At 66.0% G+C, this 25,854-nt stretch carries 28 protein-coding genes and 1 tRNA gene; 20 read left to right on the top strand and 9 right to left on the bottom strand.

Annotated elements, in window-relative coordinates; genetic code table 11:
• Window positions 1-148: 148 nt before the first annotated feature.
• The 4 genes from G3N64_RS22165 (at window position 149) to G3N64_RS22150 (ending at window position 3,349) form a co-directional block, all read left to right on the top strand.
• A complete protein-coding gene (locus tag G3N64_RS22165; protein ID WP_006491636.1) occupies window positions 149-604 on the top strand; it encodes a PTS sugar transporter subunit IIA in 456 nt (151 codons plus the stop codon).
• Window positions 605-733: 129 nt separating this feature from the next.
• The gene (hprK, locus tag G3N64_RS22160) at window positions 734-1,702 is read left to right on the top strand and encodes an HPr(Ser) kinase/phosphatase (RefSeq protein WP_011353227.1); all 969 of its coding nucleotides are present in this window, start codon (window positions 734-736) and stop codon (window positions 1,700-1,702) included.
• Between the two features lie 75 nt (window positions 1,703-1,777).
• A complete protein-coding gene (rapZ, locus tag G3N64_RS22155) occupies window positions 1,778-2,686 on the top strand; it encodes an RNase adapter RapZ (RefSeq protein ID WP_205785828.1) in 909 nt (302 codons plus the stop codon).
• A 27-nt stretch (window positions 2,687-2,713) separates the two neighbouring features.
• Window positions 2,714-3,349: an LON peptidase substrate-binding domain-containing protein gene (locus tag G3N64_RS22150; protein ID WP_205785827.1), complete on the top strand. Its 636-nt coding sequence runs from the start codon at window positions 2,714-2,716 to the stop codon at window positions 3,347-3,349.
• Between the two features lie 101 nt (window positions 3,350-3,450).
• Here the strand turns inward: G3N64_RS22150 and mutY are convergent, their stop codons facing one another.
• Window positions 3,451-4,557 carry an A/G-specific adenine glycosylase gene (gene mutY / locus G3N64_RS22145; protein ID WP_205785826.1) on the bottom strand — a complete coding sequence of 369 codons (1,107 nt, stop codon included), beginning with the start codon at window positions 4,555-4,557 and terminating at the stop codon, window positions 3,451-3,453.
• A gap of 24 nt (window positions 4,558-4,581) precedes the next feature.
• A complete protein-coding gene (gene mutM / locus G3N64_RS22140; RefSeq protein ID WP_166965048.1) occupies window positions 4,582-5,409 on the bottom strand; it encodes a bifunctional DNA-formamidopyrimidine glycosylase/DNA-(apurinic or apyrimidinic site) lyase in 828 nt (275 codons plus the stop codon).
• An 86-nt stretch (window positions 5,410-5,495) separates the two neighbouring features.
• Between mutM and G3N64_RS22135 the strand changes: the two genes are divergently transcribed.
• The 8 genes from G3N64_RS22135 to hisC all read left to right on the top strand — a co-directional run bounded on the left by G3N64_RS22135 (window position 5,496) and on the right by hisC (window position 12,655).
• On the top strand, window positions 5,496-7,319 hold the full coding sequence (locus G3N64_RS22135) for a tetratricopeptide repeat protein (protein ID WP_205785825.1): 1,824 nt from the start codon (window positions 5,496-5,498) through the stop codon (window positions 7,317-7,319).
• Window positions 7,319-7,939, top strand: a complete 621-nt coding sequence (lolB, locus tag G3N64_RS22130; protein ID WP_205785824.1) for a lipoprotein insertase outer membrane protein LolB — start codon at window positions 7,319-7,321, stop codon at window positions 7,937-7,939. The genes G3N64_RS22135 and lolB overlap by 1 nt, the downstream gene beginning before the upstream one ends.
• A 25-nt stretch (window positions 7,940-7,964) precedes the next feature.
• Window positions 7,965-8,846, top strand: a complete 882-nt coding sequence (gene ispE / locus G3N64_RS22125; protein WP_205785823.1) for a 4-(cytidine 5'-diphospho)-2-C-methyl-D-erythritol kinase — start codon at window positions 7,965-7,967, stop codon at window positions 8,844-8,846.
• A gap of 55 nt (window positions 8,847-8,901) precedes the next feature.
• Window positions 8,902-8,978 (top strand) — tRNA-Gln (locus G3N64_RS22120).
• A 44-nt stretch (window positions 8,979-9,022) separates the two neighbouring features.
• Window positions 9,023-9,985: a ribose-phosphate pyrophosphokinase gene (locus tag G3N64_RS22115; RefSeq protein WP_205785822.1), complete on the top strand. Its 963-nt coding sequence runs from the start codon at window positions 9,023-9,025 to the stop codon at window positions 9,983-9,985.
• Between the two features lie 161 nt (window positions 9,986-10,146).
• Window positions 10,147-10,752 (top strand): 50S ribosomal protein L25/general stress protein Ctc, encoded by a 606-nt coding sequence (locus tag G3N64_RS22110; protein WP_085042200.1) that lies wholly within the window; start codon window positions 10,147-10,149, stop codon window positions 10,750-10,752.
• 120 nt (window positions 10,753-10,872) lie between these two features.
• A complete protein-coding gene (gene pth / locus G3N64_RS22105) occupies window positions 10,873-11,472 on the top strand; it encodes an aminoacyl-tRNA hydrolase (protein WP_205785821.1) in 600 nt (199 codons plus the stop codon).
• Between the two features lie 115 nt (window positions 11,473-11,587).
• Window positions 11,588-12,655 (top strand): histidinol-phosphate transaminase, encoded by a 1,068-nt coding sequence (hisC, locus tag G3N64_RS22100; protein WP_205785820.1) that lies wholly within the window; start codon window positions 11,588-11,590, stop codon window positions 12,653-12,655.
• Between the two features lie 83 nt (window positions 12,656-12,738).
• Here hisC and G3N64_RS22095 read toward each other — a convergent pair whose 3' ends face one another.
• The 3 genes from G3N64_RS22095 to rsmD all read right to left on the bottom strand — a co-directional run bounded on the left by G3N64_RS22095 (window position 12,739) and on the right by rsmD (window position 14,288).
• The gene (locus G3N64_RS22095) at window positions 12,739-13,005 is read right to left on the bottom strand and encodes a YfhL family 4Fe-4S dicluster ferredoxin (RefSeq protein ID WP_205785819.1); all 267 of its coding nucleotides are present in this window, start codon (window positions 13,003-13,005) and stop codon (window positions 12,739-12,741) included.
• A gap of 59 nt (window positions 13,006-13,064) precedes the next feature.
• Entirely contained in the window at window positions 13,065-13,562 is a 498-nt protein-coding gene (gene coaD, locus G3N64_RS22090; RefSeq protein ID WP_039346084.1) for a pantetheine-phosphate adenylyltransferase, read from the bottom strand.
• A 111-nt stretch (window positions 13,563-13,673) separates the two neighbouring features.
• Window positions 13,674-14,288, bottom strand: a complete 615-nt coding sequence (rsmD, locus tag G3N64_RS22085) for a 16S rRNA (guanine(966)-N(2))-methyltransferase RsmD (protein ID WP_205785818.1) — start codon at window positions 14,286-14,288, stop codon at window positions 13,674-13,676.
• 215 nt (window positions 14,289-14,503) lie between these two features.
• On the opposite strand from rsmD, the gene ftsY reads away from it, so the two are divergent.
• Window positions 14,504-15,658, top strand: a complete 1,155-nt coding sequence (ftsY, locus tag G3N64_RS22080) for a signal recognition particle-docking protein FtsY (RefSeq protein ID WP_205785817.1) — start codon at window positions 14,504-14,506, stop codon at window positions 15,656-15,658.
• A gap of 85 nt (window positions 15,659-15,743) precedes the next feature.
• On the opposite strand, the gene maiA is transcribed toward ftsY, so the two are convergent.
• The gene (gene maiA / locus G3N64_RS22075; RefSeq protein WP_205785841.1) at window positions 15,744-16,388 is read right to left on the bottom strand and encodes a maleylacetoacetate isomerase; all 645 of its coding nucleotides are present in this window, start codon (window positions 16,386-16,388) and stop codon (window positions 15,744-15,746) included.
• A 176-nt stretch (window positions 16,389-16,564) separates the two neighbouring features.
• Here maiA and ybiB point away from each other — a divergent pair, with 176 nt between their 5' ends.
• Both ybiB and leuA read left to right on the top strand, forming a co-directional pair.
• Window positions 16,565-17,539, top strand: coding sequence for a DNA-binding protein YbiB (ybiB, locus tag G3N64_RS22070; RefSeq protein WP_205785816.1), 975 nt, complete (start codon window positions 16,565-16,567; stop codon window positions 17,537-17,539).
• A gap of 379 nt (window positions 17,540-17,918) precedes the next feature.
• Entirely contained in the window at window positions 17,919-19,565 is a 1,647-nt protein-coding gene (leuA, locus tag G3N64_RS22065) for a 2-isopropylmalate synthase (protein WP_205785840.1), read from the top strand.
• Between the two features lie 143 nt (window positions 19,566-19,708).
• On the opposite strand, the gene G3N64_RS22060 is transcribed toward leuA, so the two are convergent.
• Together G3N64_RS22060 and G3N64_RS22055 are read right to left on the bottom strand one after the other, a co-directional pair.
• Complete coding sequence (locus G3N64_RS22060; protein ID WP_205785815.1) at window positions 19,709-20,092, bottom strand: nuclear transport factor 2 family protein; 384 nt, start codon at window positions 20,090-20,092, stop codon at window positions 19,709-19,711.
• A gap of 45 nt (window positions 20,093-20,137) precedes the next feature.
• Complete coding sequence (locus G3N64_RS22055) at window positions 20,138-20,707, bottom strand: acyloxyacyl hydrolase (RefSeq protein ID WP_205785814.1); 570 nt, start codon at window positions 20,705-20,707, stop codon at window positions 20,138-20,140.
• Between the two features lie 360 nt (window positions 20,708-21,067).
• Here G3N64_RS22055 and rpoH point away from each other — a divergent pair, with 360 nt between their 5' ends.
• From rpoH to cydX, 5 genes are all read left to right on the top strand, one after another.
• Entirely contained in the window at window positions 21,068-22,003 is a 936-nt protein-coding gene (rpoH, locus tag G3N64_RS22050; protein ID WP_205785813.1) for an RNA polymerase sigma factor RpoH, read from the top strand.
• Window positions 22,004-22,364: 361 nt separating this feature from the next.
• Window positions 22,365-22,649: a cytochrome oxidase putative small subunit CydP gene (gene cydP / locus G3N64_RS22045; RefSeq protein WP_174971627.1), complete on the top strand. Its 285-nt coding sequence runs from the start codon at window positions 22,365-22,367 to the stop codon at window positions 22,647-22,649.
• Entirely contained in the window at window positions 22,639-24,219 is a 1,581-nt protein-coding gene (locus G3N64_RS22040; protein WP_205785812.1) for a cytochrome ubiquinol oxidase subunit I, read from the top strand. The genes cydP and G3N64_RS22040 overlap by 11 nt, the downstream gene beginning before the upstream one ends.
• Window positions 24,220-24,250: 31 nt before the next feature.
• Entirely contained in the window at window positions 24,251-25,387 is a 1,137-nt protein-coding gene (cydB, locus tag G3N64_RS22035) for a cytochrome d ubiquinol oxidase subunit II (RefSeq protein WP_205785811.1), read from the top strand.
• Between the two features lie 64 nt (window positions 25,388-25,451).
• Window positions 25,452-25,568: a cytochrome bd-I oxidase subunit CydX gene (gene cydX, locus G3N64_RS22030; RefSeq protein ID WP_011353251.1), complete on the top strand. Its 117-nt coding sequence runs from the start codon at window positions 25,452-25,454 to the stop codon at window positions 25,566-25,568.
• A 104-nt stretch (window positions 25,569-25,672) separates the two neighbouring features.
• Here the strand turns inward: cydX and G3N64_RS22025 are convergent.
• A partial coding sequence (locus G3N64_RS22025; protein WP_205785810.1) for a hypothetical protein occupies window positions 25,673-25,854 on the bottom strand: 182 nt, incomplete at its 5' end.

Here is a 25,854-nt window from a genome sequence, read left to right as displayed (position 1 = left end):
GCTCTATAATGTTCCGGTTATCGCCGGGGGGCGCTGGATGCGGTAGCTGCCTTGCAGGTTGCCGATGCCGAACGCCTTGATATCGCCGAACATGGGTAATCAGTCTGCCGCCGCAAGGAGACCCCAGGCCGCCTAATCGCCTGCCAACATGAATCGCCTAGCCAAAATCCTGCCCATAGAGAACGTCGTCATCGACCTCTCAGTCACCAGCAAGAAACGCGTGTTCGAACAAGCCGGACTGATGTTCGAGAATCAGAACGGCATCGCCCGCAGCACCGTCACGGACAATCTGTTCGCGCGCGAGCGCCTCGGCTCGACCGGGCTCGGCGAAGGCGTCGCGATTCCGCACGGGCGCATCAAGGGTCTCAAGCACCCGCTCGCCGCGTTCGTCCGGCTCGCCGACGCGATCCCGTTCGAAGCCCCCGACGGCCAGCCGGTCGGCCTCCTGATTTTCCTGCTCGTGCCCGAGCAAGCCACCCAGCAGCACCTCGAGATCCTGTCGGAAATCGCGCAACTGCTGTCCGATCGCGACGCGCGCGAGCGTCTGCACAACGAAACGGATATCGCCGAGTTGCATCGCCTGCTCACTCAGTGGCAACCTTGAGTTGATCCGGGCGGAATATTTTCCCGTACGCGGCGGCACACGCCGCCGTTCAGGGCCGCCCGGCGCCGGCCCGGCATGGCGACGCCCGTCGCCACGCGCACGCACCGGCCCATTGGAGTGACGAGAGTCATGGATACGTCCAGCATCAACGCCCAGAGCATCTTCGACGACAACGCCGCCACGCTGAAACTGAGCTGGCTGACGGGGCATGAAGGCTGGGAGCGCGGCTTTTCGGCCGACACCGTCGGCAATGCAACCTCGAGCGCCGACCTCGTCGGCCACCTGAACCTGATCCACCCGAACCGGATCCAGGTGCTCGGCGAAGCCGAAATCGACTACTACCAGCGGCAGACCGACGAAGACCGCTCGCGCCACATGGCCGAGCTGATCGCGCTCGAACCGCCATTCCTCGTCGTCGCCGGCGGCGCCGCGGCGCCGCCCGAACTCGTGCTGCGCTGCACGCGCTCGTCGACCCCGCTGTTCACGACGCCGATGTCGGCCGCCGCGGTGATCGACAGCCTGCGGCTCTACATGTCGCGGATCCTCGCGCCGCGCGCGACGCTGCACGGCGTGTTCATCGACATCCTCGGGATGGGCGTGCTGCTGACCGGCGATTCGGGCCTCGGCAAGAGCGAACTCGGCCTCGAGCTGATCAGCCGCGGCCACGGCCTCGTCGCCGACGATGCGGTCGATTTCGTCCGACTTGGCCCCGATTTCGTCGAAGGGCGCTGCCCGCCGCTGCTGCAGAACCTGCTCGAAGTGCGCGGCCTCGGCCTGCTCGACATCAAGACGATCTTCGGCGAAACCGCCGTGCGGCGGAAAATGAAGCTGAAGCTGATCGTCCAGCTCGTCCGGCGCCCCGACGGCGAATTCCAGCGCCTGCCGCTCGAAAGCCAGACCGTCGACGTGCTCGGCTTGCCGATCAGCAAGGTCACGATTCAGGTCGCGGCCGGCCGCAACCTCGCGGTGCTCGTCGAGGCGGCCGTCCGGAACACGATCCTGCAGTTGCGCGGAATCGACACGTTGCGCGATTTCATGGATCGGCAACGACTCGCGATGCAAGATCCCGACAGTCAGTTCCCCGGCAAACTGGTGTAACCCGCACGCGCCGGGCACGCAACGCCGACGCGTCGAGCCGGTGCTATGATGAAACGTCAGGATTCACTGCTTCCCATGCGCATCGTCCTCATCACCGGCATCTCCGGCTCAGGCAAGTCCGTCGCGCTGAACGCGCTCGAAGACGCAGGCTATTACTGCGTCGACAACCTGCCGCCGCACGTGCTCCCCGAACTCGCCCAATACCTCGCCGGAGAGGGCCAGCACCGGCTCGCGGTCGCGATCGACGCGCGCTCGAGCGCGTCGCTCGACGAACTGCCCGGCCTGATCCGCGATCTGTCGCGCGAGCACGACGTGCGCGTGCTGTTCCTCAACGCGAGCACCCAGGCACTGATCCAGCGCTTCTCCGAAACGCGCCGCCGCCATCCGCTGTCCGGCTCGCTGTCGCACGACGCGGACGTCGGCCTGCTGTCGTCGCTCGAGGAAGCGATCGAGCGCGAACGCGACCTCGTCGCGCCGCTCGCCGAATTCGGCCACCAGATCGACACGAGCACGCTGCGCGCGAACGCGCTGCGTACGTGGGTCAAGCGCCTCATCGAGCAGAAGAACAACGACCTGATGGTGATGTTCGAATCGTTCGGCTTCAAGCGCGGCGTGCCGCTCGATGCCGACCTGATGTTCGACGTGCGCGCGCTGCCGAATCCGTACTACGACCACGAGTTGCGCCCGCTCACCGGGCTCGACCAGCCGGTCATCGCCTTTCTCGACGCACTGCCGATCGTCCACCAGATGATCGACGACATCCATGCGTTCCTGATGAAATGGCTGCCGCACTTCCGCGATGACAACCGCAGCTACCTGACCGTCGCCATTGGCTGCACGGGCGGGCAGCATCGTTCGGTGTTCATCGCGGAAACGCTCGCCGCGCGCCTTGCGCACGAGGCGAACGTGATCGTGCGGCATCGTGACGCGCCAGTGGATGTCGACGCGTCGTCGCGGCTCGTCTCCGAGGTCGATCGACCCTAGCGACGCACGCCCCAACGCCCGCGCGCCATGTCCTCCCTATCGACCACCCTGATCGACCTGCCGCTGTTTCCGCTGCATACGGTGCTGTTTCCTGGGGGCCTGCTCCCGCTCAAGGTGTTCGAGGCGCGCTATCTCGACATGTCCCGCGCGTGCCTGCGCGACGACGCGCCGTTCGGCGTGTGCCTGCTGAAGAGCGGGCCCGAAGTCGCGCAGGACGGCGCCGTGTCGGTGCCCGAAACCATCGGCTGCATGGCGCGCATCACCGAATGCGATACCGGTGAATTCGGCATGCTGTACCTGCAGGCGGTCGGCACGCAGCGTTTCGAGCTGCTGTCGTATCGCGTCGAAGGCAACGGGCTGCTGGTCGGCATCGCGGAGCCGCTGCCCGACGACATCCCGCTCGAAGGCGAGCAGACGCTCGCGCAGTTCGGCTCGTGCGCCGAGGTGCTCGAGCGCATCATCCACGCGCTGAAGAAATCCGAACCGGGCAAGCTGCCGTTCGGCGAACCGTTCCGCCTCGACGATCCGAGCTGGGTGTCGAACCGCCTCGCGGAATTGCTGCCGCTCGACCTGCGCGCGCGGCAGAAGCTGATGGAGTTTCCGGACGTCGGCGCACGCATCGACGCCGTGCACCACGTGCTCGACCGGCACGGCTGGTTATAAAAGGTCCCCAGACCCGTCGCTTCGCGCCAGGCCCGCCGAGGGGGGGCAAGAAAACTTGGGACGGCCCGGCGTTTTCTTGAGCGCGCGCCCCTCCCCCTTCGTTACAGCAGCGGCCCGCTCAACGCATCGAGCAGCTTGCGCACGGGCGCCGGCACGCCATACGCGTCGAGCCGGCTCAGCGGCACCCAGGCAGTATCCGCATCCCGCGCACCGGAAGGCAGGCCGCCACCATCGGCCATGTCGCTCAGCCGCGGCTCGATCTCGAGCCGGAAATGCGTAAACGTGTGCGTGAGCGGCGCGAGCGGCATCGTGCCGCCGCCGCCGAAGCCGCGCGCGAGTTCCGCGAGCGCGGCATCGCCGTCCGCTTGCGGCAGGCTCCACAGCCCGCCCCAGATACCGGTCGGCGGCCGCCGCTCGAGCAGCACGGCATCGCCGTCGCGCAGCACGAGCATCCAGGTCTTGCGCGTCGGCACGGCTTTCTTCGGTCGCGCGGCCGGCAGTTCGCGCTGGCGGCCCGTCGATTGCGCGACGCAGTCGCCCGCGAACGGGCAACGCGCACAATCGGGCTTGCCGCGCATGCACAGCGTCGCGCCGAGATCCATCAGCCCCTGCGTATACGCGCTCACGTCGGCCGCGTTCGCGGCGTCGGGCAACAGCGATTCGGCAAGCGCCCACATGTCGTTCTCGACGCGCTTCTCGCCCGGAAAGCCCTCGACGCCGAACACCCGTGCAAGCACGCGCTTCACGTTGCCATCGAGGATCGTCGCGCGCGCGCCGTACGCGAACGACGCGATCGCCGCGGCCGTCGAACGGCCGATGCCCGGCAGTTCGGCCAGCGCGTCGGGCGTTGCCGGAAACGCGCCACCGTGCTCGGCGACGACGACCTGCGCGCAGCGGTGCAGGTTGCGCGCACGCGAGTAGTAGCCGAGCCCGGCCCACAGCGCCATCACGTCGTCGGACGGCGCGGCCGCGAGCGCGGCGACGTCGGGGTAGCGTTCGAGAAAGCGCGTGTAATACGGGATGACGGTCGACACCTGCGTCTGCTGCAGCATGATTTCCGACAGCCAGATCCGGTACGGATCGCGGGTGTTCTGCCACGGCAGATCGTGGCGGCCATGCTCGCGCTGCCACGCGACCAGGCGCATAGCGAACGTGCGGTGCAGCGGCGTGACGGGGAACGGAGCGGGGGCGATGCGGGGCGGCTTCAAGTTATCTAATCGTGGAAAAAGGTTTCAACGCTGGCAGGTCGGACAGAAATAGGTCGACCGCTGGCCCTGTACGATCTGGCGGATCGGCGTGCCGCATACGCGGCATGGCTGGCCCGCACGGTCGTAGACGAAGCAGTCGAGCTGAAAATACCCGCTTTCGCCGTTGCTGCCGACAAAATCGCGCAACGTGCTGCCGCCGCGCTCGATCGCGTCGGCGAGCGTCGCACGCACCGCGTCGGCCAGCCGCTCGTAGCGCGGCAGCGAGACCTTGCCGGCGGCCGTTGTCGGCCGGATGCCGGCGCGAAACAGGCTTTCCGACGCATAGATATTGCCGACGCCGACGACCATGTCGCCCGCGAGCAGCGCCTGCTTGACCGACACGGTGCGCCCGCGCGTGCGCGCGTGCAGCAGCGCACCGGTGAACGCCGGCGAGAACGGCTCGACGCCGAGGCTCGCGAGGAGCGGATGCGCATGCACGTCGCCCGCTTCGCGCGGGTGCCACAGCACCGCGCCGAAGCGTCGCGGATCGCGGAATCGCAGCACGAATTCGTCGAAGATCCAGTCGATGTGGTCATGCTTCGCGGCGACCGGCACGCCGTCCGCGGGCAGCACGCGCAGCGTGCCCGTCATGCCGAGGTGGACGATGAACCAGCCCGCGTCGACCTCGAACAGCAGGTACTTGCCGCGACGCTCGACGGCGAGCACCTCGCGCGCGCGCAACTGCTCGGCGAGCCCGGCCGGCACGGGCCAGCGCAACATCGCGGTACGGACGTCGACACGCTCGACGCGGCGGCCCGCGACAAAGGGCTCGATGCCCCGGCGCGTGACTTCGACTTCTGGCAACTCTGGCATGTTTTGCTGGTCTGAGGCTGGATTCACGATCGTGCGTGTATTGTAGCGAGCGCGTTACAATCGGTTGAAACATCGAACGGATTTCCATGACCCTGCCCTCGAAGCTGCTTCAGAAGCGCCCCGCCGCCGAACGCGGCGTGCGTGCCTTCCCGGTCCGCCGTGCACTCGGCGCCGCGCTGTTTGCCGCCTGGACCCTCACCGCCTTCCCGGCCCACGCGCAGGATCCGGCATCGGACGACGCGGAGCCGCAGGGCGCGTTCGAGCATGTGATGCCGGACGAGCAGAAGAATCTTCCCGGCGTGCCGCTGACGAGCCAGATCGTCTACCAGGTGCTCGCTGCCGAAGTCGCGCTGCAGCGTAACCAGCCCGCGCCGGCCTACCAGACCTACCTCGCGCTCGCCCGCGACACGCGCGATCCGCGCATGGCGCAGCGTGCGACCGAGATCGCGCTCGGCGCGCAGAGCCCGGCCGACGCGCTGTCCGCCGCGAACCTGTGGCGCCAGTACGCACCGGATTCAAACCGCGCGTCGCAGGTCGACGCCGCGCTGCTGGTGCTCGCCGGCAAGCCTGCCGATGCGCAGCCGATGCTCGCGCGCGAGCTGGCCCGGGCGACCGGCGAGACGCGCGGCCCGGCGATCCTCGCGCTGCAGGCGCTGCTCGTGCGCGGCCCCGACCGCGTCGGCGGCCTCGCGGTGCTGAAGGACATGCTGAAGAACGACCTGAACCGGCCCGAGGCCCAGCTCGCGATCGCGCGCCAGCAGCTCGCGGTCGACGACAAGGACGGCGCCGCGCAGTCGCTGAAGCAGGCGCTGCAGATCCGCCCCGACTACCTGCCGGCGGCCCTGATGCTGTCGCAGATGGGCCCCGCGGAGCGCGCGGCGGGCATCGCGTCGTTCGAAAAGTATGTTCAGCAGAATCCGAAGTCGCGCGATGCGCGGCTCGCGCTGTCGCAGCTCTATCTCGCCGACGATCGCCTCGACGACGCGCAGAAGCAGTTCGAGACGATGCGCAAGCTCGACTCGAAGGATCCGACGCCGCTGATGGCGCTCGCGCTGATCAAGATCCAGCAGAAGAAGCTCGACGAAGCGACCGGCTACCTGAAGCAGTACGTACAGCTCGGCGACAAGCAGCCGAACCTCGACGTCGGCCAGGGCTACATCTACCTCGCTCAGATCGCGATCGACCAGAACAACGACGCGCAGGCGTCGCAATGGCTCGACAAGGTCGACCAGACGAGCCAGCACTACCTCCCCGCGCAGATCACGCGCGCGCAACTGCTGCAGAAACAGGGCAAGACCGACGAGGCGCGCAAGGTGCTCGACAACCTGCCGATCACGGATCCGCGCGATGCGGCCGTGGTCGCACGCACCGACGCGTCGATCCTGTTTACCGCGAAGCGCTATCCGGAAGCCGAGGCACGGCTCGGGCAGGCGGTCCAGGACTTCCCCGACGATCCCGACCTGCGCTACGACTACGCGATGGCGGCCGAAAAAACCGGCCACTACACGACGATGGAAAAGCAGCTGCGCGAGCTGATCCGCACGCAGCCCGACAATCCGCAGGCGTACAACGCGCTCGGCTATTCGCTCGCCGACCGCAACCAGCGGCTGCCTGAAGCCAGCAAGCTGATCGACAAGGCCATGACGCTCGCGCCGAACGACGCCTACATCATGGACAGCCTCGGCTGGGTGAAGTACCGGATGGGCGATACGGCCGGTGCGGCGAAGGTGCTGCGGCGCGCGTACGAACTGCAGCCGAACGCCGAAATCGGCGCGCATCTCGGCGAAGTGCTGTGGAAGAGCGGCGCGCAGGACGACGCGCGCTCCGCGTTGCGGGCCGCACAGAAGCTCGAGCCGGACAACGACACGCTCGTGCAGACGCTGAAACGCCTCCAGATCGACGGTCTCTGATGCAGATGTTCCCGACGTTTTCCCTGTCCTCCCGCGCGCAGCGCACGCTGGCCGCAGCCGGCGCGGCGTTCGTGCTCGCCGGCTGCGCGAGCACGCCGCCGTCGGCAAGCGCGCCGACGGGCGCGCCGCTGCAGACCGCCGCAACGCACGCTTACCATGGCCGCTTCGCGGTGCAGTACGACGACCGTCTCGGCAAGCAGCAGAACGTGTACGGCAACTTCGACTGGCAGGAGCACGGCAACGACGTGTCGCTCGAGCTGCGAAGCCCGCTCGGCCAGACGCTCGCGGTCGTGAAATCGACGCCGCAGGCGGCGTCGCTCGAATTGCCGAACCGTCCAACGCAATATGCGCCGGACGTCGGCGACCTGATGCAGAAAACGCTCGGCTTCGAACTGCCGCTCGCGGGCCTGCGCTACTGGCTGCTGCCGACGCCCGCGCCCGCAACGCCCGCGGAGACGGTGCGCGATCCGGCCGACGGTACGCGCGTCAAGCAGATCCGCCAGGACGGCTGGACGATCGACTACCTCGCCTACGCGGATGCCCCGGCCACGGGCGTCAAACGCGTCAACCTCGTGCGCGCGACTCCGCCGCTCGATATCAAGCTCGTGCTCGATCAGTGATCACCCGCCTAGCCCAGACAACCGCATGACCGATTCGACCCGCTCGCTGCGCAACTGCCTTGCGCCCGCGAAACTCAACCTGTTCCTGCACATCACCGGCCGCCGTCCGAACGGCTATCACGATCTGCAGAGCGTGTTCCAGTTGCTGAACTGGGGCGACACGCTGCACTTCACGCTGCGCGACGACGGTCGCGTCGCGCGCGTCACCGACGTGCCCGGCGTGCCCGAGGAAAGCGATCTCGTCGTGCGCGCGGCCAACCTGCTGAAAGCGCATACGGGCACCGCAAACGGCATCGACATCGAGATCGACAAGTGCCTGCCGATGGGGGCCGGCCTCGGCGGCGGCAGCTCCGATGCGGCGACGACGCTGCTCGCATTGAACCGACTGTGGCAACTCGACCTGCCGCGCACCGAGCTTCAGTCGCTCGCGGTAAAACTCGGCGCAGACGTCCCGTTTTTTATTTTTGGAAAAAATGCGTTCGCAGAGGGTATCGGAGAAGAATTAGCTGAGGTAGAATTGCCGACTCGCTGGTTCTTGGTTGTAACGCCCCGCGTTCATGTCCCAACCGCTGAAATATTTTCAGATGAGTTGTTGACAAGAGATTCGAAGCGCGTCACAATTACGGACTTTCTTGCACAGCAAAGCAGCGACGCGGGATGGCCAGATAGTTTCGGTCGGAACGATATGCAGCAAGTTGTGACAAGTAAGTACGCGGAAGTTGCGCAGGTGGTCAAATGGTTGTATGATGTGACCCCCGCGAGGATGACCGGCTCCGGAGCAAGCGTGTTTGCAGCGTTTCAAAGCAAACATGAGGCAGAAGCGGCGCAAGCCAAGCTGCCCACCGGTTGGAGCGGTGCAGTTGCCGAGAGTCTGAACGAGCATCCGCTCTTCGCTTTCGCGTCATGAAGTTTTACTTTGCCGGATGGCCTACACAAGTCCGGTGAAGTTATCAGTTAAGTGTAGGGGAGTCGCCAAGTTGGTCAAGGCACCGGATTTTGATTCCGGCATGCGAGGGTTCGAGTCCTTCCTCCCCTGCCAAAAATTTTCCCGCATTTCCCGCCCAAGCCTGAAGCAGGTGCACGATGAGCAGCCACAGCCATGATGGCCTGATGGTCTTTACTGGCAACGCGAATCCCGCGCTCGCCCAGGAAGTCGTCAATATCCTTGGAATCCCCCTCGGCAAAGCAATGGTCAGCCGTTTCTCCGACGGCGAGATCCAGGTCGAGATCCAGGAAAACGTGCGCGGCAAGGACGTCTTCGTCCTGCAATCCACGTGCGCGCCGGCAAACGACAACCTGATGGAACTGATGATCATGGTCGATGCGCTCAAGCGCGCATCCGCTGGCCGGATCACCGCTGCCATCCCCTACTTCGGCTACGCCCGCCAGGATCGCCGCCCGCGTTCGGCGCGTGTCGCGATCTCGGCGAAGGTCGTCGCGAACATGCTGGAAATCGCCGGCGTCGAGCGGATCATCACGATGGATCTGCACGCCGACCAGATTCAGGGCTTCTTCGACATCCCGGTCGACAACATCTACGCAACGCCGATCCTGCTGGGTGACCTGCGCAAGCAGAACTACTCGGATCTGCTCGTCGTGTCGCCGGACGTCGGCGGCGTGGTGCGCGCCCGGGCACTCGCGAAGCAGCTCAACTGCGATCTCGCGATCATCGACAAGCGTCGCCCGAAGGCGAACGTCTCCGAAGTGATGAACATCATCGGTGAAGTCGAAGGCCGCACCTGCGTGATCATGGACGACATGGTCGATACGGCAGGCACGCTCTGCAAGGCCGCGCAAGTGCTGAAGGAGCGCGGCGCGAAGCAGGTATTCGCCTACGCGACGCACCCGGTGCTGTCGGGCGGCGCAGGCGATCGCATCGCTGCGTCGGCGCTCGACGAGCTGGTCGTCACCGACACGATCCCGCTGTCCGCCGAATCGCTGGGCTGCTCGAAGATCCGTGCATTGACGAGCGCGAGCCTGCTGGCCGAAACGTTCTCGCGGATCCGCCGCGGCGATTCGGTAATGTCGCTGTTCGCGGAATCCTGATCGCGAATCGACTGAACAAAGCATGCGCAGAAAGCGAAGCGGCAACGCTTCGCTTTTTGCACAATCGGACGGGATAGACGAAACCCCGGCCGTTTCATCGGGGGCCGCCGTTTGACGGCCCCGTTTTACTGCCTGGTCGCGGGCAGCCATTGGAGAATCATATGAAAGTCGTCGCTTTCGAGCGCCAAGAGCAAGGTACGGGTGCGAGCCGCCGCCTGCGCAACGCTGGTAAGACCACGGGTATCGTTTACGGTGGCGAAGCAGCCCCGCAAAAGATCGAACTCGATCACAACGCCCTGTGGCACGCCCTGAAGAAGGAAGCTTTCCACTCGTCGATCCTCGACCTCGAAGTGGCTGGCCAGTCGCAACAGGTTCTGCTGCGCGACGTGCAATACCACCCGTTCAAGCAACTGGTGCTGCACGTGGACTTCCAGCGCGTTGACGCGAAGAAGAAGCTGCACACGAAGGCACCGCTGCACTTCCTGAACGCTGAAATCAGCCCGGCCGTGAAGCTGTCGAGCGCGATCGTTTCGCACGTCGCGACGGAAATCGAAATCGAGTGCCTGCCGGCCGACCTGCCGGAGTTCCTCGAAGTCGACCTGTCGAAGATCGAAGCCGGTCAATCGCTGCACGCGAAGGACATCACGCTGCCGAAGGGCGTCGCGCTGGTTGCGCACATCGACGCGGAAAACCCGGTTGTCGCATCGGCGACGGTCCCGGCTGGTGCCGTGTCGGACGCAGCAGAAGGCGAAACGCCGGCTGCCTAAGCGGCTGCCTGCGCGCCCCATCGATCCGTTTCACGAAACGGTCGACGCAACCCGCCGCGGCTTGCCCGGCGGGTTTTTCTTTTTTTGCGCCCAGGCGGCCGTTGCCGCCTTCGAAACGTCATGATCAAACTGATCGTCGGCCTCGGCAATCCCGGGGCGGAATACACCGCGACGCGCCACAACGCCGGCTTCTGGCTGGTCGACCAGCTTGCCCGAGAAGCAGGCACGACGCTGCGCGACGAACGCCGCTTCCACGGCTTCTACGCGAAAGCGCGCCTGCACGGCGAGGAAGTCCACCTGCTCGAGCCGCAAACCTACATGAACCGCTCCGGCCAGTCGGTCGTCGCGCTCGCGCAGTTCTTCAAGATCCTGCCCGACCAGATCCTCGTCGCACACGACGAGCTCGACCTGCCGCCCGGCTCCGTGAAGCTGAAGCTCGGCGGCGGCAGCGGCGGCCACAACGGCCTGAAGGACATCTCCGCGCACCTGTCGTCGCAGCAGTACTGGCGGCTGCGGATCGGCATCGGCCATCCGCGTGACCTGATTCCGGAAAGCGCCCGCGCCGGCGCGAAGCCCGACGTCGCGAACTTCGTGCTGAAACCGCCGCGCCGCGAGGAACAGGACGTGATCGACGCGTCGATCGAACGCGCGCTCGCCGTGATGCCGATGGTCGTCAAGGGCGAACTCGACCGCGCGACGATGCAGCTGCATCGCAACTGACCGCATCGCACCGCTACCGTGCATCGAGCCGTCCGGCGTCGCCGGGCGGCCCCGCCCGCCCCACCCGGCACGCACTTGCGGTAATCTGGTCGCTTTGCCCGACAGGAGCCAAGCGGTGAGCCGTTACTGGAGCGACGTCGTTCAGCAACTCGTGCCTTACGTGCCGGGCGAGCAGCCCGCACTCGCACACCCCGTCAAGCTGAACACCAACGAGAATCCCTATCCGCCGTCGCCGCGCGTCGTCGCGGCGATCGCGCGCGAACTCGGCGAGACCGGCGACACGCTGCGCCGCTATCCCGACCCGGTCGCACGCGCACTGCGCGAGACGGTCGCGGCCCATCATCGCATCGAGCCCGAGCAGGTGTTCGTCGGCAACGGCTCAGACGAAGTGCTCGCGCACGCATTCCAGGCGCTGCTCAAGCACGACCGGCCGCTGCGCTTCCCCGACATCACGTACAGCTTCTATCCGACCTATGCGCGCCTGTACGGCGTCGAGACGACGGTCGTGCCGCTCGCGGACGACTTCTCGATCCGCGTCGACGACTACCTCGACGATGCCGGTGGCGTGCTGTTTCCGAACCCGAACGCGCCGACCGGGCGCGCGCTGCCGCTCGCGGACGTCGAGCGGATCGCGGCCGCGAATCCCTCGTCGGTCGTCGTGATCGACGAGGCGTATGTCGATTTCGGCGCGCAGTCGGCGATTACACTGATCGACCGCTACCCGAACCTGCTCGTCGTGCACACGACATCGAAGGCGCGTTCGCTCGCGGGCATGCGCGTCGGTTTCGCGTTCGGCAATGCCGCGCTGATCGACGCGCTGAACCGCGTGAAGGACAGCTTCAACTCGTACCCGCTCGACCGGCTCGCGCAGGTTGCCGCGCAGGCCGCGTACGAAGACACCGATTATTTCAACGCGACCTGCCGGCGCGTGATCGACAGCCGGACGCGGCTCATGCACGCGCTCGACACGCTCGGCTTCGACATCGTGCCGTCGGCGGCGAATTTCGTGTTCGCGCGCCATCCCGCGCACGATGCGAGTGCGATTGCAGCGAAGCTGAAGGAACGGGAAATTTTCGTGCGGCACTTCCGGCTGCCGCGGATCGACCAGCACCTGCGCATCACCGTCGGCACCGACGCCGAATGCGATGCGCTCGTCGCGGCGTTGCGCGAGCTGCTGGCCTGAAACGAAAGAACCGGCGTCGGGCGGCGCCGATCCGGATGCGTGACGTGCGTGCCGAAGAATTCGAGCGCGCGCGTCACCACAGGTCACGACGCGTCGTCGCCCTTTGCGGCGATCAACGCGTGATACTTCTCCATCAATTGCGCATGCGATTCGTCATGCTGCGGATCGCGCGGAATGCATTCGACCGGACACACCTGCTGGCACTGCGGCTCATCGAAATGGCCGACGCACTCGGTGCACTTGTTCGGGTCAATTACGTAGATGTCCGGGCCCATCGAAATCGCGCCGTTCGGGCACTCGGGCTCGCACACGTCGCAATTGATGCACTCGTCGGTAATCATCAAAGCCATACTGATCTCACTTCTTCAGGCCGGCGGCCGGCTCCGCAACGAAACCGGCCGGCGCCGCGTCACGCGGCAGGGCCTCCGATCGCAGCGACTTTCTCGGTCAGCCACTTCTCGACGGACGGGAACACGAACTTGCTGACATCGCCGCCCAACTGCGCGATTTCGCGCACGATCGTCCCCGAGATGAACTGGTACTGATCGGACGGCGTCATGAACATCGTCTCGACGTCGGGCAGCAGGTAGCGGTTCATCCCCGCCATCTGGAACTCATATTCGAAATCGGACACGGCGCGCAGGCCGCGCACGATCACGCGCGCATTGTTGGTGCGGACGAAATCCTTCAGGAGGCCGGTGAAACTCATCACCTTCACGTTCGGATAATGGCCGAGCACCTCGTTCGCAATCGTCAGACGTTCTTCCAGCGAGAAGAACGGCTTTTTCGCGCGGCTGTCGGCGACACCGACCACCAGCGTATCAAAAATGCTCGACGCACGCCGCACGAGGTCTTCGTGCCCGCGCGTCAGCGGATCGAACGTACCGGGATACACGGCGACTACCATGTCGCTCCTCCTGTCATCACGCAAACGGGATGGCAGCCGTGCGATGCGCACGCCGCTGCCGAGATGGGCATGCGTCGCCTTTGCGGCGCGCCGCCTCGTATGGAACGCGCATTATTCATCATTTTCGCGCCGCAGCAAATGATAGTGAACCGCACCGGCCTTGCCGTGCTTCACGACCTGCCAGCCGGCGAGGGCGTCGTGCGCGGCCGGATCGAGTTCCGCCCCCGTCTCGACATACAGCGCGCCGCCCGCCGCGACGAGCGGTGCCGCCAGCGCGATCGCGCGCTCGAGCGCGACCGAATCATCGAACGGCGGATCGAGAAACACGACGTCGAACGCGCCCGGCGTGAGCCCGGCCGCGAGCCGCAACGCGTCCGCCTCCGCGACCTCGACCGCACGCGCGCCGAGCTTGTCCTTGATCGCACGCAGCTGCTGCGCGGCGCGCGGGTGGCGCTCGACCATCACGACGCTCGACGCGCCGCGCGACGCGGCCTCGAAACCGAGCGCGCCGGTGCCCGCGAACAGGTCGAGGCAACGTCGGCCTTCGAGATCCTGGCCGAGCCAGTTGAACAGCGTCTCGCGCACGCGATCGGGCGTCGGCCGCAGGCCATCGAGATCGAGCACCGCGAGCGGCGTGCGTTTCCAGTCACCGCCGATGATGCGGATCGTGTGCGGCTTGCCGCGGCCAGAAGGGGCCGCCGGGCGGCCGGGAGAGGAACGGGACATACGGAATATCGACGACGGAGGGACCGGGCGCGCGCAGGGCGCACCGCTAAACAGGCGCACGTTACCACAGCGGCGGCGCACACTGACGCGAGCGCCACGCCGCACTGATAAAATGCACGGTTTCGGCCGCCGTGCGCCGCGCCCGCGCGAACGCAGAACGGCCCGTCCGGTGCCCCGCCCCTGGCGGCAGCCCGCCCTCTTCCCGACGTCAGACCATGTTCAGCTTCTTCAAACGATTCAAGAAAACGCAGGAGCCCGATCCGGCGGAATCGCAATCGGCCGACGCGCCGCAAACGGACGAACCGTCCGATGCGCCCGTGGTCGAGGCCCCGCCCGCGGCCGACGTGCCGCAGGCGCCCGCGCAACCGGCCGCGCCGGCCGTCGTGATGACGGTCACGCCGACCAACGACGGCCGCGACGAAGTCGTCGAGACAGTCGAAATCGTCCCGCCGCCGCTGCAGGACGCATCCGCGAAGAAATCGTGGCTCGCGCGCCTGAAAACGGGGCTCGCCAAGACGGGTTCGAGCATCACCGGCGTCTTCGTCAACACGAAGATCGACGAGGATCTGTACGAGGAGCTCGAGACCGCGCTGCTGATGTCCGACGCCGGCGTCGACGCGACCGAGTACCTGCTCGGCGCGCTGCGCGAAAAGGTGCGCACGGGCCGCCTGACCGACCCGCAGCAGGTGAAGGCCGCGCTGCACGACCTGCTCGTCGAGCTGCTGACGCCGCTCGAGAAATCGCTGATGCTCGGCCGCGCGCAGCCGCTCGTGATGATGATCACCGGCGTAAACGGTGCGGGCAAGACGACCAGCATCGGCAAGCTCGCGAAGCACCTGCAGAGCTTCGACCAGTCGGTGCTGCTGGCCGCGGGCGACACGTTCCGCGCGGCCGCGCGCGAACAGCTGGCGGTCTGGGGCGAGCGCAACAACGTGACGGTCGTGCAGCAGGAAAGCGGCGATCCGGCCGCGGTGATCTTCGACGCGGTCAGCGCCGCGCGCGCGCGCAAGATCGACGTGATGATGGCCGACACGGCCGGCCGCCTGCCGACGCAGCTCCACCTGATGGAGGAGCTGAAGAAGGTGAAGCGCGTGATCTCGAAGGCGCACGACGGCGCGCCGCACGAAGTGCTGCTGGTGATCGACGCGAACACCGGACAGAACGCGCTCACGCAGGTCAAGGCATTCGACGACGCGCTCGGCCTCACGGGCCTCATCGTCACGAAGCTCGACGGCACCGCGAAGGGCGGGATTCTCGCCGCGATCGCGCGGCAGCGCCCGGTACCGGTCTACTTCATCGGCGTCGGCGAGAAGGTCGAGGATCTGCAGCCGTTCAGCGCGGTCGAATTCGCGGACGCACTGCTCGGCTGAACACCGCCGGCACGCATCGCTCAGGGCGCCTTCGGGCGCCCTTTTTCATGCACGCCCGGTCATGCCTGCCCCGGGCGCACCGCGCTCACTCGGCGTCGGGCTGCGCGCCAGGCTCGGCGGCCTTGAACGCATCGAGCGTCGACGCATGGTCGACGATCCGCTGGATCGTCGGATAGCGCGTCGTGTCGATCGAGAAGCGGTTCGCGTTGAACACCTGCGGTACGAGGCACACGTCGGCAAGCGTCGGCGTGTCGCCGAAGCACAGCGTACCGGTGCGCGGATCGCTCGCGAGACGCGTCTCGAGTGTTTCGAAGCCCGCCTCGATCCAGTGCCGGTACCACGCGTTCTTCGCCTCCTCGGGCACCTTCAGCGTGTGCTTCAGGTACTTCAGCACGCGCAGGTTGTTGAGCGGATGGATTTCGCACGCGATCTGCAGCGCGACCGCGCGCACATACGCGCGATCGACCGGTTGCTTCGGCAGCAGCGCCGGCTCAGGATGGGTTTCCTCGAGATATTCGATGATCGCGAGCGACTGCTGCAGCGTCGCGTCGCCGTCGATCAGCGTCGGCACGACCGCATCCGGATTCAGTGCACGGTACGCGTCCTTCAGTTGCTCGCCGCCGTCGCGCAGCATGTGCACGGGGACATAGTCGAACGGCAGCTGCTTCAGGTTCAGGGCGATCCGCACGCGGTACGACGCGGAACTGCGGAAATAGCTGTAAAGCTCCATGGGATGTCTCTCGTAGTCGTATTCGGCCGGCGACGGCACGGGCGCGGCGCCGGGAACCAGAGTGTAGCGCGCCACGATGCGCGGCCCCGCTTGCGCCGGCCGCGCCCGTGCGATACTCGGGGCATTCCTCACCGCTCACAGCGCGGCCCGATGCCGGCCGCCCGCCCCACGCCCCGATGACCGCTTCCCACGATTCCGCCGCCGTTCCGTTCCCGTGCGCCCGCTTCATCAAGGAAATCGGCCGCGGCCCGAACGGCGCCCGCGCGCTGTCCGCCGAGGACACGTTCGAGCTCTATCGCGCGATGCTCGACGCGCGCGTGTCGGACGTCGAACTCGGCGCGATCCTGATCGCCTATCGCCTGAAGGGAGAATCCGCCGACGAGCTGGCCGCGATGCTCGCCGCCGCGCAGGCATCGTTCGAGCCAGTGCACGTGCAGGACGCCGCGTTCCGCCCCGTGTCGATCCCGAGCTACAACGGTGCACGCAAGCAGCCGAACCTCGTGCCGCTGCTCGCGCTGCTGCTCGCGCGCGAAGGCGTGCCGGTGCTCGTGCATGGCGTCGAGCGTGATCCGGGCCGCGTGACGAGCGCCGAGATCTTCTCGGCGCTGTCGCTCGCGCCGTCGGCGTCGCACGATGCGATCGAGGACACGCTTGCCGAGCGCCGCGTCGCGTTCGCGTCGATCGAAGTGCTGGCGCCGCGCATTGCTCGCCTGCTGTCGATGCGCAGCGTGCTCGGCGTGCGCAACTCGACGCACACGCTCGTGAAGATCCTGCAGCCGTTCGCGCCGGCCGGCCTGCGGCTCGTCAACTACACACACCCGCCGTACCGCGACAGCCTGGCTCAATTGTTCCGCGACCATCCGGACGCCGCGCTCGGCGGCGCCCTGCTGGCCCGCGGCACCGAGGGCGAAGCCGTTGCCGATACGCGGCGCCAGGTGCAGGTCGACTGGCTGCACGACGGCGTGTGCGACACGCTGATCGAGGCCGAGCGCTCGTCGACCGATGCGCCGCCTGTCGCCCTGCCCGAATCGCGCGATGCGGCCACGACGGCCGCGTGGACCGACGCCGTGTTGCGCGGCGAGCAGCCGGTGCCCGACACGGTCGCCCGGCAGGTCGCGACGATCGCGCAGATCGCCCGCATCGCGCGCTGACCGCACGCACGCGAACCGGCCCCGCTTGCCGGGCATTTGACACGCTGGCACATCCTGGCATAGAGTTGCCGTCATGCGTTCCTTTCCGAACACCCTCCGAATTACCTCCGGCCGCCTAGCGCGGCCGCTATCGCTACGACTAGCCTAAGGCTGTCGTAGCGCCGTGTGCTGTCCGCACGGTCCCTCCCAGCAGTTCCTCGCAGTACCCTCTCGCAGTTTTTACAACCCGAAGTCGTCAGCCTTCGTCCGTCTATCCGTCGGCCGATTCGCGAAGATCATCCGCATCCACAGCGCGCTTACGTGCCGTGGAGCGAGGCAGCGCCAACCGTCGCCCATGCCGCCCGTCTTCGCTCGCGACTTGAGACCCGAGGTCCAGAAGATGCAGCGCAATCCGCAAGACAAGTACCGTCCGTTCGAACCCGTCCGCCTCAATGGCCGCAAATGGCCGTCGCGCACCATCGAGCGCGCGCCCGTCTGGATGAGCACCGACCTGCGCGACGGCAACCAGTCGCTGATCGAGCCGATGAGCATCGAGCAGAAGCTCGAGTTCTTCGAGATGCTGGTCGCGATCGGGTTCAAGGAGATCGAAGTCGGTTTTCCGTCGGCGTCGCAAACCGACTTCGATTTCGTCCGCAAGCTGATCGACGACAAGCGGATTCCGGACGACGTGACGATCGAAGTGCTCGTGCAGGCGCGCGAAGACCTGATCGCCCGCACGTTCGACGCGCTCGAGGGCGTGCCGCGCGCGATCGTGCACCTGTACAACGCGGTCTGCCCGTCGTTCCGCCGCATCGTGTTCGGGATGTCGAAGGCCGACGTGAAGGCGCTCGCGATCGACGGCACGCGCATCATCAAGGCGCACGCCGCCGCCCGCCCCGACACGCAGTGGACCTTCCAGTACTCGCCGGAAACCTTCAGCATGACCGAGCTGACGTTCGCGCGCGAGATCTGCGACGCGGTCGCGCAGACCTGGCGCCCGGCCCGCGACCACAAGATGATCGTCAACCTGCCGGCCACCGTCGAAGCCGCGAGCCCGAACGTGTTCGCGGACCAGATCGAGTGGATGGACCGCAACCTCGCGTATCGCGACAGCATCGTGCTGTCCGTGCATCCGCACAACGACCGCGGCACCGCGGTCGCGGCGGCCGAGCTCGCGCTGCTCGCGGGCGCCGACCGGATCGAGGGCTGCCTGTTCGGCAACGGCGAGCGCACCGGCAACGTCGATCTCGTCACGCTCGCGCTGAATCTCTACACGCAGGGCATCGATCCGGGCCTCGATTTCTCCGACATCGACGCCGTGCGCCGCGTCGTCGAACGCTGCAACCAGATTCCCGTGCATCCGCGCCATCCGTACGCGGGCGACCTCGTGTTCACCGCATTCTCGGGCTCGCACCAGGACGCGATCCGCAAGGGCTTCGCGCAGCAGCGCCCCGACGCGGCCTGGGAAGTGCCGTACCTGCCGATCGACCCGGCCGACCTCGGCCGCAGCTATGACGCCGTGATCCGCGTGAACAGCCAGTCCGGCAAGGGCGGCGCGACGTTCCTGCTCGAACGCGGGATGGGCTTCACGCCGACGCGCCGCGTGCAGATCGAATTCAGCCATGCGGTGCAGACGCTTGCCGACGCGTCCGGCGAGGAAGTGACGGGCGACGCGATCTGCACGCTGTTCGCGCGCGAATTCTTCGACACCGACGGGCCGGCCGCGCGTCACGGCAACGGCGCGCGCTGGCAGAACCGCGAGATCGCGGCAGTGCCCGCGGCGGACACGACGCCCGACGATGCCGTGCGGCGTTTGGCCGCAGCATTCGCGGCGGCCGCCAGCGCCGCGATCGACGTCGCGTCGTGCGAACACACGCGCACGACGGACGGGCGGATCGCGGTATCGGTCGGCTGCCGGGTCGGCGATGCGCCGCTGCGGCACGGCGTCGGCCTGCACGCCGATGCGGCGAGCGCCGCGCTCGATGCGGTCGTCAGCGCGATCAACCGCTCGGCCTGGCACTGCACGGATCGCCGCGCAGCGGCCTGACCGTCCGGTTCCGTTTCAGGGTTCAAACGTCAGCGAGCGGGGCGTGACCGCCCGTGCGCCGCGCGATCCGCGCCGCACGAGGCAGCAAAAAGCGGCCCAGAAGGCCGCTTCGGTCGGGACATGAAAAGGAGCGCCACGCGCGCTCATGTCTCGGTCGCGCACCGCGTCGCCTGCCACGCGAACAGGCTCCAGCGGCCCTGTTCGTGGGTATGGACGGAGGTATATGCAATCGGGAAGACCAGGCCGCCGTTGTTCGTTTCCATCTCGATCAACGCGCGCCCGGTGACGACGCAGGTTTCGTCGCCGACGGGCAGCACGTCCTGCGACTGGATTTCGATCTGGCGATAGCGGCGGCGGCCGGCGACGATCGCGTCGATGAACTGCTGCTTGGTTTCGCGTTTGCCGTTGGTGTGCACGAAGAACACCTTGTCCGACAAAAGCGCGTCGAGCACCTCGCCGTCCCCGTCCACCATCGCCCGGAACCGATCGCGCTCGAGCGCGCGGATCGCATCGACCACCTTCGCCATCGCCTGACTCCTCGGCAACGCGCACGCCGTGCGCGGGCGTGCGGATCAGAAGTTGTACTGCAAGTAGAACTGGTGGAAATTTATACCAGGATTCGGCTCTTTGATACCCGCGTTAGACACATGTTCAAAACGGTAGCCGACCTGATACTGTTGCCGTTGGCCGAACTGCACGCCCACCCCCGCCGTCGGCGCGAACTGGAACGCGGTCCCCATCGAAAAATGATCCGAGATCGTCGGATGCGTCAGCAGCCGGACGCCGCCGCCGGCCTCGATGTACGGGCGGATCTCCCCGGCGCTCTTGATGAAGCGGAACATCGGCGTCACGCCGAATTCACCGATGTTGCCGTGGACGTTGCCGCCCGTGTGCCAGTAGCCGGCGTGCCCTTCCACGACGAACGCGAAGTGCCAGCCTCCGATTTCCCACCAGTTCCAGCCCGGATCCCACACCACGCCGAGATCGGCCTTGTCGACCCCGTGGCGATCCGAAAAACCGCCGCCCGCCTGAATGCCCCATCGATCCGCGCATGCCGCACCCGATCCGCCCAGGAGGGACGCCGCCAGCATCGCGTGCAGCGCAAGCCGGCTGCGGGGCCGGCGATTCTTCTTATTGTTCATCTGACACTCCAACTTTGTGGGTTGAATTGAGCCTGCCGCTTCGGCCAGCTCGAGCGAACTGAATGGTATGGTAAAGGACTTTTCGGATCGGCATCACAAAGCGAAATGGCTTGCTTCCAAAACGACAAAAATTGAAATCGTCTACTGATTGCCATCAGAAACAACGGCTTACGGAACTTCGCTGCGCCCCCTCTGTCGCAAATTAGACTATCGACTCGACTAGCTCGATAGAAAAAGTGGGAACTCCGATGCCCACGCTTGCTCTAAGGAATTAGCACTCGGCTTACGGGAGTGCTAAGATGGCCCACGGAATTTCATTCGAGACCGGGGGCTTGTCCCTGATTCCAAAGGAGTTTTTTAGTGAGCAATGCCCTGACCCTCCCGAACACCCTGAGCCCGACGCCGGCCAAGGCCGCATCGGCAGGCTCGCTGGCGCTCGCAGCTCAATCGATGTTGCCGGGCCAGCTTGGCAACATCGACGCGTATATCCAGGCCGTCAATCGCATTCCGCTGCTGACGCCCGAAGAGGAACGCCAGTACGCGACCGAATTCCGCGAAAGCAACAATCTCGACTCGGCACGCCGCCTCGTGCTGTCGCACCTGCGGCTCGTCGTGTCGATCGCGCGCAACTATCTCGGCTACGGCCTGCCGCACGGCGACCTGATCCAGGAAGGCAACATCGGCCTGATGAAGGCCGTGAAGCGCTTCGATCCGGCCCAGAACGTGCGTCTCGTGTCGTATGCGATCCACTGGATCAAGGCTGAGATCCACGAGTACATCCTGCGCAACTGGCGCACGGTGAAGGTCGCGACGACGAAGGCGCAGCGCAAGCTGTTCTTCAACCTGCGCAGCCACAAGAAGGGCCTGCAGGCGATGACGCCCGAGGAGATCGACGGCCTCGCGAAGGAACTCAACGTCAAGCGCGAAGACGTGACCGAAATGGAAACGCGCCTGTCGGGCGGCGACATCGCGCTCGAAGGGCAGGTCGAAGACGGCGAGGAGTCGTACGCGCCGATCGCCTACCTGGCCGACTCGCACAACGAACCGACCGCCGTGCTCGCCGCGCGTCAGCGCGACACGCTGCAGACGGACGGCATCGCGCAGGCACTCGACGCGCTCGACGCACGCAGCCGCCGCATCATCGAGGCGCGCTGGCTGCACGTCGACGACGACGGCTCGGGCGGCTCGACGCTGCACGATCTCGCCGCCGAGTTCGGCGTGTCGGCGGAACGCATCCGCCAGATCGAAGCGAGCGCCATGAAAAAGATGCGCACCGCCCTCGCCGAATACGCATAAATCCCGGCGATTTAGCGCGCCTCACCGAAAACCGCTGCCTAACCGGCAGCGGTTTTTTTTCGCCCGTCTTTTCCGCAGTTTTTCACCCGCTTTTTCGCCCGTTTTTCCACCCGTTTCCGTGCGGATTAATTGACCTGATTCGTCAGGCAATAGGCCGTTTGCGGGCCCCTTCCGCATAACCTTGATCTGCCTCAAGTTTCAGCCCGTGTTTCGCGACGGTCTGCCGCAGCGCAGCACTCGGCATCGGAAAGCCGTCCTTTTAAAATTGGCATGTCAGGCGCAAAAGGATTAAAACAGCTTCACGGCCGTCATAAATCCGACGTAAAGTCGCCCCAAATCAGACCTAAATCGATTCAGGATAATCGCCTTGATCTCGATCAATAAAGAGCCTGCGCCGCCTCCCCCGCGGCCGGCCGGTACGATCGGCTGGCGCGCGCGCATCGCCGCGTGGGCACGCGGCCCGACCCTCGCCCGCGACATCACCCTGGTGCTGATCGTCAAGCTGATCCTCCTGATGTCGCTCAAATACGCATTCTTCAATCATCCGCAGGCCGAGCACATGTCGTTGCCGCCTGCCGCCGTCGCCGAGAAGCTGCTCTCGGTGCCGGCGCCTGCACCCACCGAGGGAGACCACCATGATAAGTAGCGAAGTCGTCGATCTGTCGCGTCTGCAGTTCGGCATCACGGCGCTCTACCACTTCCTGTTCGTGCCGCTGACGCTCGGCCTGTCCTGGCTGCTCGTCATCATGGAAGCCGTCTACGTGATGACCGGCAAACAGGTCTACAAGGACATGACCCAGTTCTGGGGCAAGCTGTTCGGGATCAACTTCGCGATGGGCGTGACGACCGGCATCACGCTCGAATTCCAGTTCGGCACGAACTGGTCGTACTACTCGCACTATGTCGGCGACATCTTCGGCGTGCCGCTCGCGGTCGAAGGCCTGATGGCGTTCTTCCTCGAATCGACGTTCGTCGGCCTGTTCTTCTTCGGCTGGAACCGACTGTCGAAGGTCAAGCACCTGATGGTCACGTTCCTCGTCGCGCTGGGCTCGAACCTGTCCGCGCTGTGGATCCTCGTCGCGAACGGCTGGATGAACAACCCGGTCGGCGCCGAGTTCAACTACCAGACGATGCGCATGGAGATGACGAGCCTGTTCGACGTGCTGTTCAACCCGGTCGCTCAGGTGAAGTTCGTGCACACGGTGTCGGCCGGCTACGTGTCGGCGGCGATGTTCGTGCTCGGCGTGTCGTCGTGGTACCTGCTGAAGAAGCGCGACGTCGACTTCGCACTGCGCTCGTTCGCGGTCGCAGCCGGCTTCGGCCTCGCGGCGACGCTCTGCGTGATCGTGCTCGGCGACGAATCGGGTTATACGACCGGCGAAGTGCAGAAGATGAAGCTCGCCGCGATCGAATCCGAATGGGAAACGCAGCCGGCACCTGCGTCGTTCACGCTGATCGGCATTCCGAACCAGGAAGAACAACGCACCGACTACGCGATCAAGATCCCGTACGCGCTCGGCCTGATCGCGACGCGCTCGATCGACGAACCGGTGATCGGCCTGCGCGATCTCGCGAAACACAGCGAGGAACACATCCAGAGCGGGATGATCGCGTACGGCGCGCTGCAGAAGATCAAGCAGGGCGACACGAGCGACGCAACCCGCGCGCTGTTCGACCAGCACAAGCAGTATCTCGGCTACGGGCTGATGCTCAAGCAGTTCACGCCGAACGTGGTCGATGCGACACCCGAGCAGATCAAGGCCGCCGCGAAGAAGACGATCCCGCCGGTCGCGCCCGTGTTCTTCTCGTTCCGGATCATGGTGGCCCTCGGCTTCCTGTTCGTTGCCACGTTCATTGCCGCGTTCTGGTTCTGCGCGCGCCGCGAACTGCTGCAGGACAACCGTCGCTGGTTCCTCCGCTATGCGGTGTGGGCGATCCCGCTGCCGTGGATCGCGATCGAATTCGGCTGGATCGTCGCCGAGCTCGGCCGCCAGCCGTGGACGATCGCCGGCGTGCTGCCGACGCACCTGTCCGCGTCGAGCCTGCAGCCGAGCGACCTGTACCTGAGTCTCGCGGGCTTCATCCTGTTCTATACCGCGCTGTTCGTCATCGAGATCAAGCTGATGTTCAAGTACGCGCGCCTCGGCCCGTCGTCGCTGCATACCGGCCGCTATCACCACGAAATCGCGGCCGCCAGCGAGCGCGCCACGGCGTGAGCACGCACCTGAAACGGAACAAGGAATCGCTATGGACTATGCAACTCTCAAGCTGATCTGGTGGCTGCTCGTCGGTGTGCTGCTGATCGGCTTCGCCGTCACCGACGGCTTCGACATGGGCGCGACCGCGCTGCTGCCGTTCCTCGGCAAGACCGACGAGGAACGCCGCATCATCGTCAACACCGTCGGTGCGACATGGGAAGGCAACCAGGTGTGGCTGATCACGGCCGGCGGCGCGATGTTCGCGGCCTGGCCGCTCGTCTACGCGGCGTCGTTCTCCGGCTTCTACTTCGCGATGCTGCTCGTGCTGTTCGCGTTGTTCTTCCGGCCGGTGGGCTTCGACTACCGCAGCAAGCGACCTGACCCGCGCTGGCGTGCGGGCTGGGACTGGGGCCTGTTCGTCGGCGGGTTCGTGCCGGCGCTCGTGTTCGGCGTCGCGTTCGGCAACCTGCTGCAAGGCGTGCCGTTCAAGTTCGACAGCGACCTGCGCGTGACCTACTACGGCGGTTTCTGGGCGCTGCTGAACCCGTTCGCGCTGCTGTGCGGGCTCGTCAGCCTCACGATGCTCGTCGCGCACGGCGCGGCCTTCATCAAGATGAAGACGGAAGGCGTGATCGCACGCCGCGCGTCGATCGCGCTGCGCGTGGCGTCGTTCCTCGCGGTCGTGCTGTTCGTACTGGCCGGCGTGCTGATCGCATCCACCATCGGCGGCTTCCACATCACGCACGCCGCGCCGACCGACACGGTCGCGAACCCGCTGCTCAAGGACGTCGCCGCCGGCTCGGGCCTGTGGCTCGCGAACTACGGCGAATTCCCGTGGATGATCGCGGCACCCGTCGTCGGGATCGGGGGCGGCCTGTTCGCGCTGCTGCTCGCCGGCTCGAAGCAGGAAAAGACGGCATTCTTCTGCACCGGCCTGATGATCGCCGGCGTGATCCTGACCGCCGGCTTCTCGATGTTCCCGTTCATCATGCCGTCGTCGCTCGACCCGCGCAGCAGCCTGACCGTGTGGGATTCGACGTCGAGCCACATGACGCTGCAGGTGATGCTGTTCGCGGTGATCGTGTTCCTGCCGATCGTCCTGCTCTACACGAGCTGGGTGTATCGCGTGATGCGCGGCAAGGTCACGCACCAGTCGCTCGAAGAGAACAAGCATTCGATGTATTGATGCATTGAACCCGGCCGGGGCGCGCAGGCGCCCCGCCGCCCCCGTTTTCGCAAGGAGTCGGATCATGTGGTATTTCAGCTGGATTCTCGGTATCGGCGTCGCGCTGTCGTTCGGCATCGTCAATGCGATGTGGCTCGAAGCGCGGCAGAAGACGCAGGAAGCGCGCGTGCGCCATGACTGACGCGCACGGCCGGTCATGCGGCCGCCGTCCGGAAGGAACCTCGCCTCGCGCGAGGTTTTTTTTCGCCCCGGCCGGCCGGAGAAGCCCGTCACGCCGATGCCAATTTAGCGCCAGATTGATACCACTTGAATACCAATAAAAGGTTTCATAAGATCTTTGGACACGGCCGCTGACAGGCCGATTCCATCTGGGTGGGGGAGACATGCGAATCCCGTCTGTGGTGCGCGCGTGCGCGCCGTCTCGCCGTCGGCGTGCGGCGGCCGGTTGCGCGTCGTCGGCGCGCGGA

The organism is Burkholderia sp. Ac-20344 (assembly GCF_017104975.1).
Taxonomy (GTDB): domain Bacteria; phylum Pseudomonadota; class Gammaproteobacteria; order Burkholderiales; family Burkholderiaceae; genus Burkholderia.
The sequence above is the reverse complement of the archived record's forward strand: the minus strand, read 5'-3'. Positions and strand labels throughout refer to the sequence as shown.

Coding starts and splice junctions, on each gene's coding strand:
- G3N64_RS22165 (WP_006491636.1), top strand. CDS start 149: ATGAATCGCCTAGCCAAAATCCTGCCCATAGAGAACGTCGTCATCGAC.
- hprK (WP_011353227.1), top strand. CDS start 734: ATGGATACGTCCAGCATCAACGCCCAGAGCATCTTCGACGACAACGCC.
- rapZ (WP_205785828.1), top strand. CDS start 1,778: ATGCGCATCGTCCTCATCACCGGCATCTCCGGCTCAGGCAAGTCCGTC.
- G3N64_RS22150 (WP_205785827.1), top strand. CDS start 2,714: ATGTCCTCCCTATCGACCACCCTGATCGACCTGCCGCTGTTTCCGCTG.
- mutM (WP_166965048.1), bottom strand. CDS start 5,409: ATGCCAGAGTTGCCAGAAGTCGAAGTCACGCGCCGGGGCATCGAGCCC.
- G3N64_RS22135 (WP_205785825.1), top strand. CDS start 5,496: ATGACCCTGCCCTCGAAGCTGCTTCAGAAGCGCCCCGCCGCCGAACGC.
- lolB (WP_205785824.1), top strand. CDS start 7,319: ATGCAGATGTTCCCGACGTTTTCCCTGTCCTCCCGCGCGCAGCGCACG.
- ispE (WP_205785823.1), top strand. CDS start 7,965: ATGACCGATTCGACCCGCTCGCTGCGCAACTGCCTTGCGCCCGCGAAA.
- G3N64_RS22115 (WP_205785822.1), top strand. CDS start 9,023: ATGAGCAGCCACAGCCATGATGGCCTGATGGTCTTTACTGGCAACGCG.
- G3N64_RS22110 (WP_085042200.1), top strand. CDS start 10,147: ATGAAAGTCGTCGCTTTCGAGCGCCAAGAGCAAGGTACGGGTGCGAGC.
- pth (WP_205785821.1), top strand. CDS start 10,873: ATGATCAAACTGATCGTCGGCCTCGGCAATCCCGGGGCGGAATACACC.
- G3N64_RS22095 (WP_205785819.1), bottom strand. CDS start 13,005: ATGGCTTTGATGATTACCGACGAGTGCATCAATTGCGACGTGTGCGAG.
- coaD (WP_039346084.1), bottom strand. CDS start 13,562: ATGGTAGTCGCCGTGTATCCCGGTACGTTCGATCCGCTGACGCGCGGG.
- rsmD (WP_205785818.1), bottom strand. CDS start 14,288: ATGTCCCGTTCCTCTCCCGGCCGCCCGGCGGCCCCTTCTGGCCGCGGC.
- ftsY (WP_205785817.1), top strand. CDS start 14,504: ATGTTCAGCTTCTTCAAACGATTCAAGAAAACGCAGGAGCCCGATCCG.
- maiA (WP_205785841.1), bottom strand. CDS start 16,388: ATGGAGCTTTACAGCTATTTCCGCAGTTCCGCGTCGTACCGCGTGCGG.
- ybiB (WP_205785816.1), top strand. CDS start 16,565: ATGACCGCTTCCCACGATTCCGCCGCCGTTCCGTTCCCGTGCGCCCGC.
- leuA (WP_205785840.1), top strand. CDS start 17,919: ATGCAGCGCAATCCGCAAGACAAGTACCGTCCGTTCGAACCCGTCCGC.
- G3N64_RS22060 (WP_205785815.1), bottom strand. CDS start 20,092: ATGGCGAAGGTGGTCGATGCGATCCGCGCGCTCGAGCGCGATCGGTTC.
- G3N64_RS22055 (WP_205785814.1), bottom strand. CDS start 20,707: ATGAACAATAAGAAGAATCGCCGGCCCCGCAGCCGGCTTGCGCTGCAC.
- G3N64_RS22040 (WP_205785812.1), top strand. CDS start 22,639: ATGATAAGTAGCGAAGTCGTCGATCTGTCGCGTCTGCAGTTCGGCATC.
- cydB (WP_205785811.1), top strand. CDS start 24,251: ATGGACTATGCAACTCTCAAGCTGATCTGGTGGCTGCTCGTCGGTGTG.
- cydX (WP_011353251.1), top strand. CDS start 25,452: ATGTGGTATTTCAGCTGGATTCTCGGTATCGGCGTCGCGCTGTCGTTC.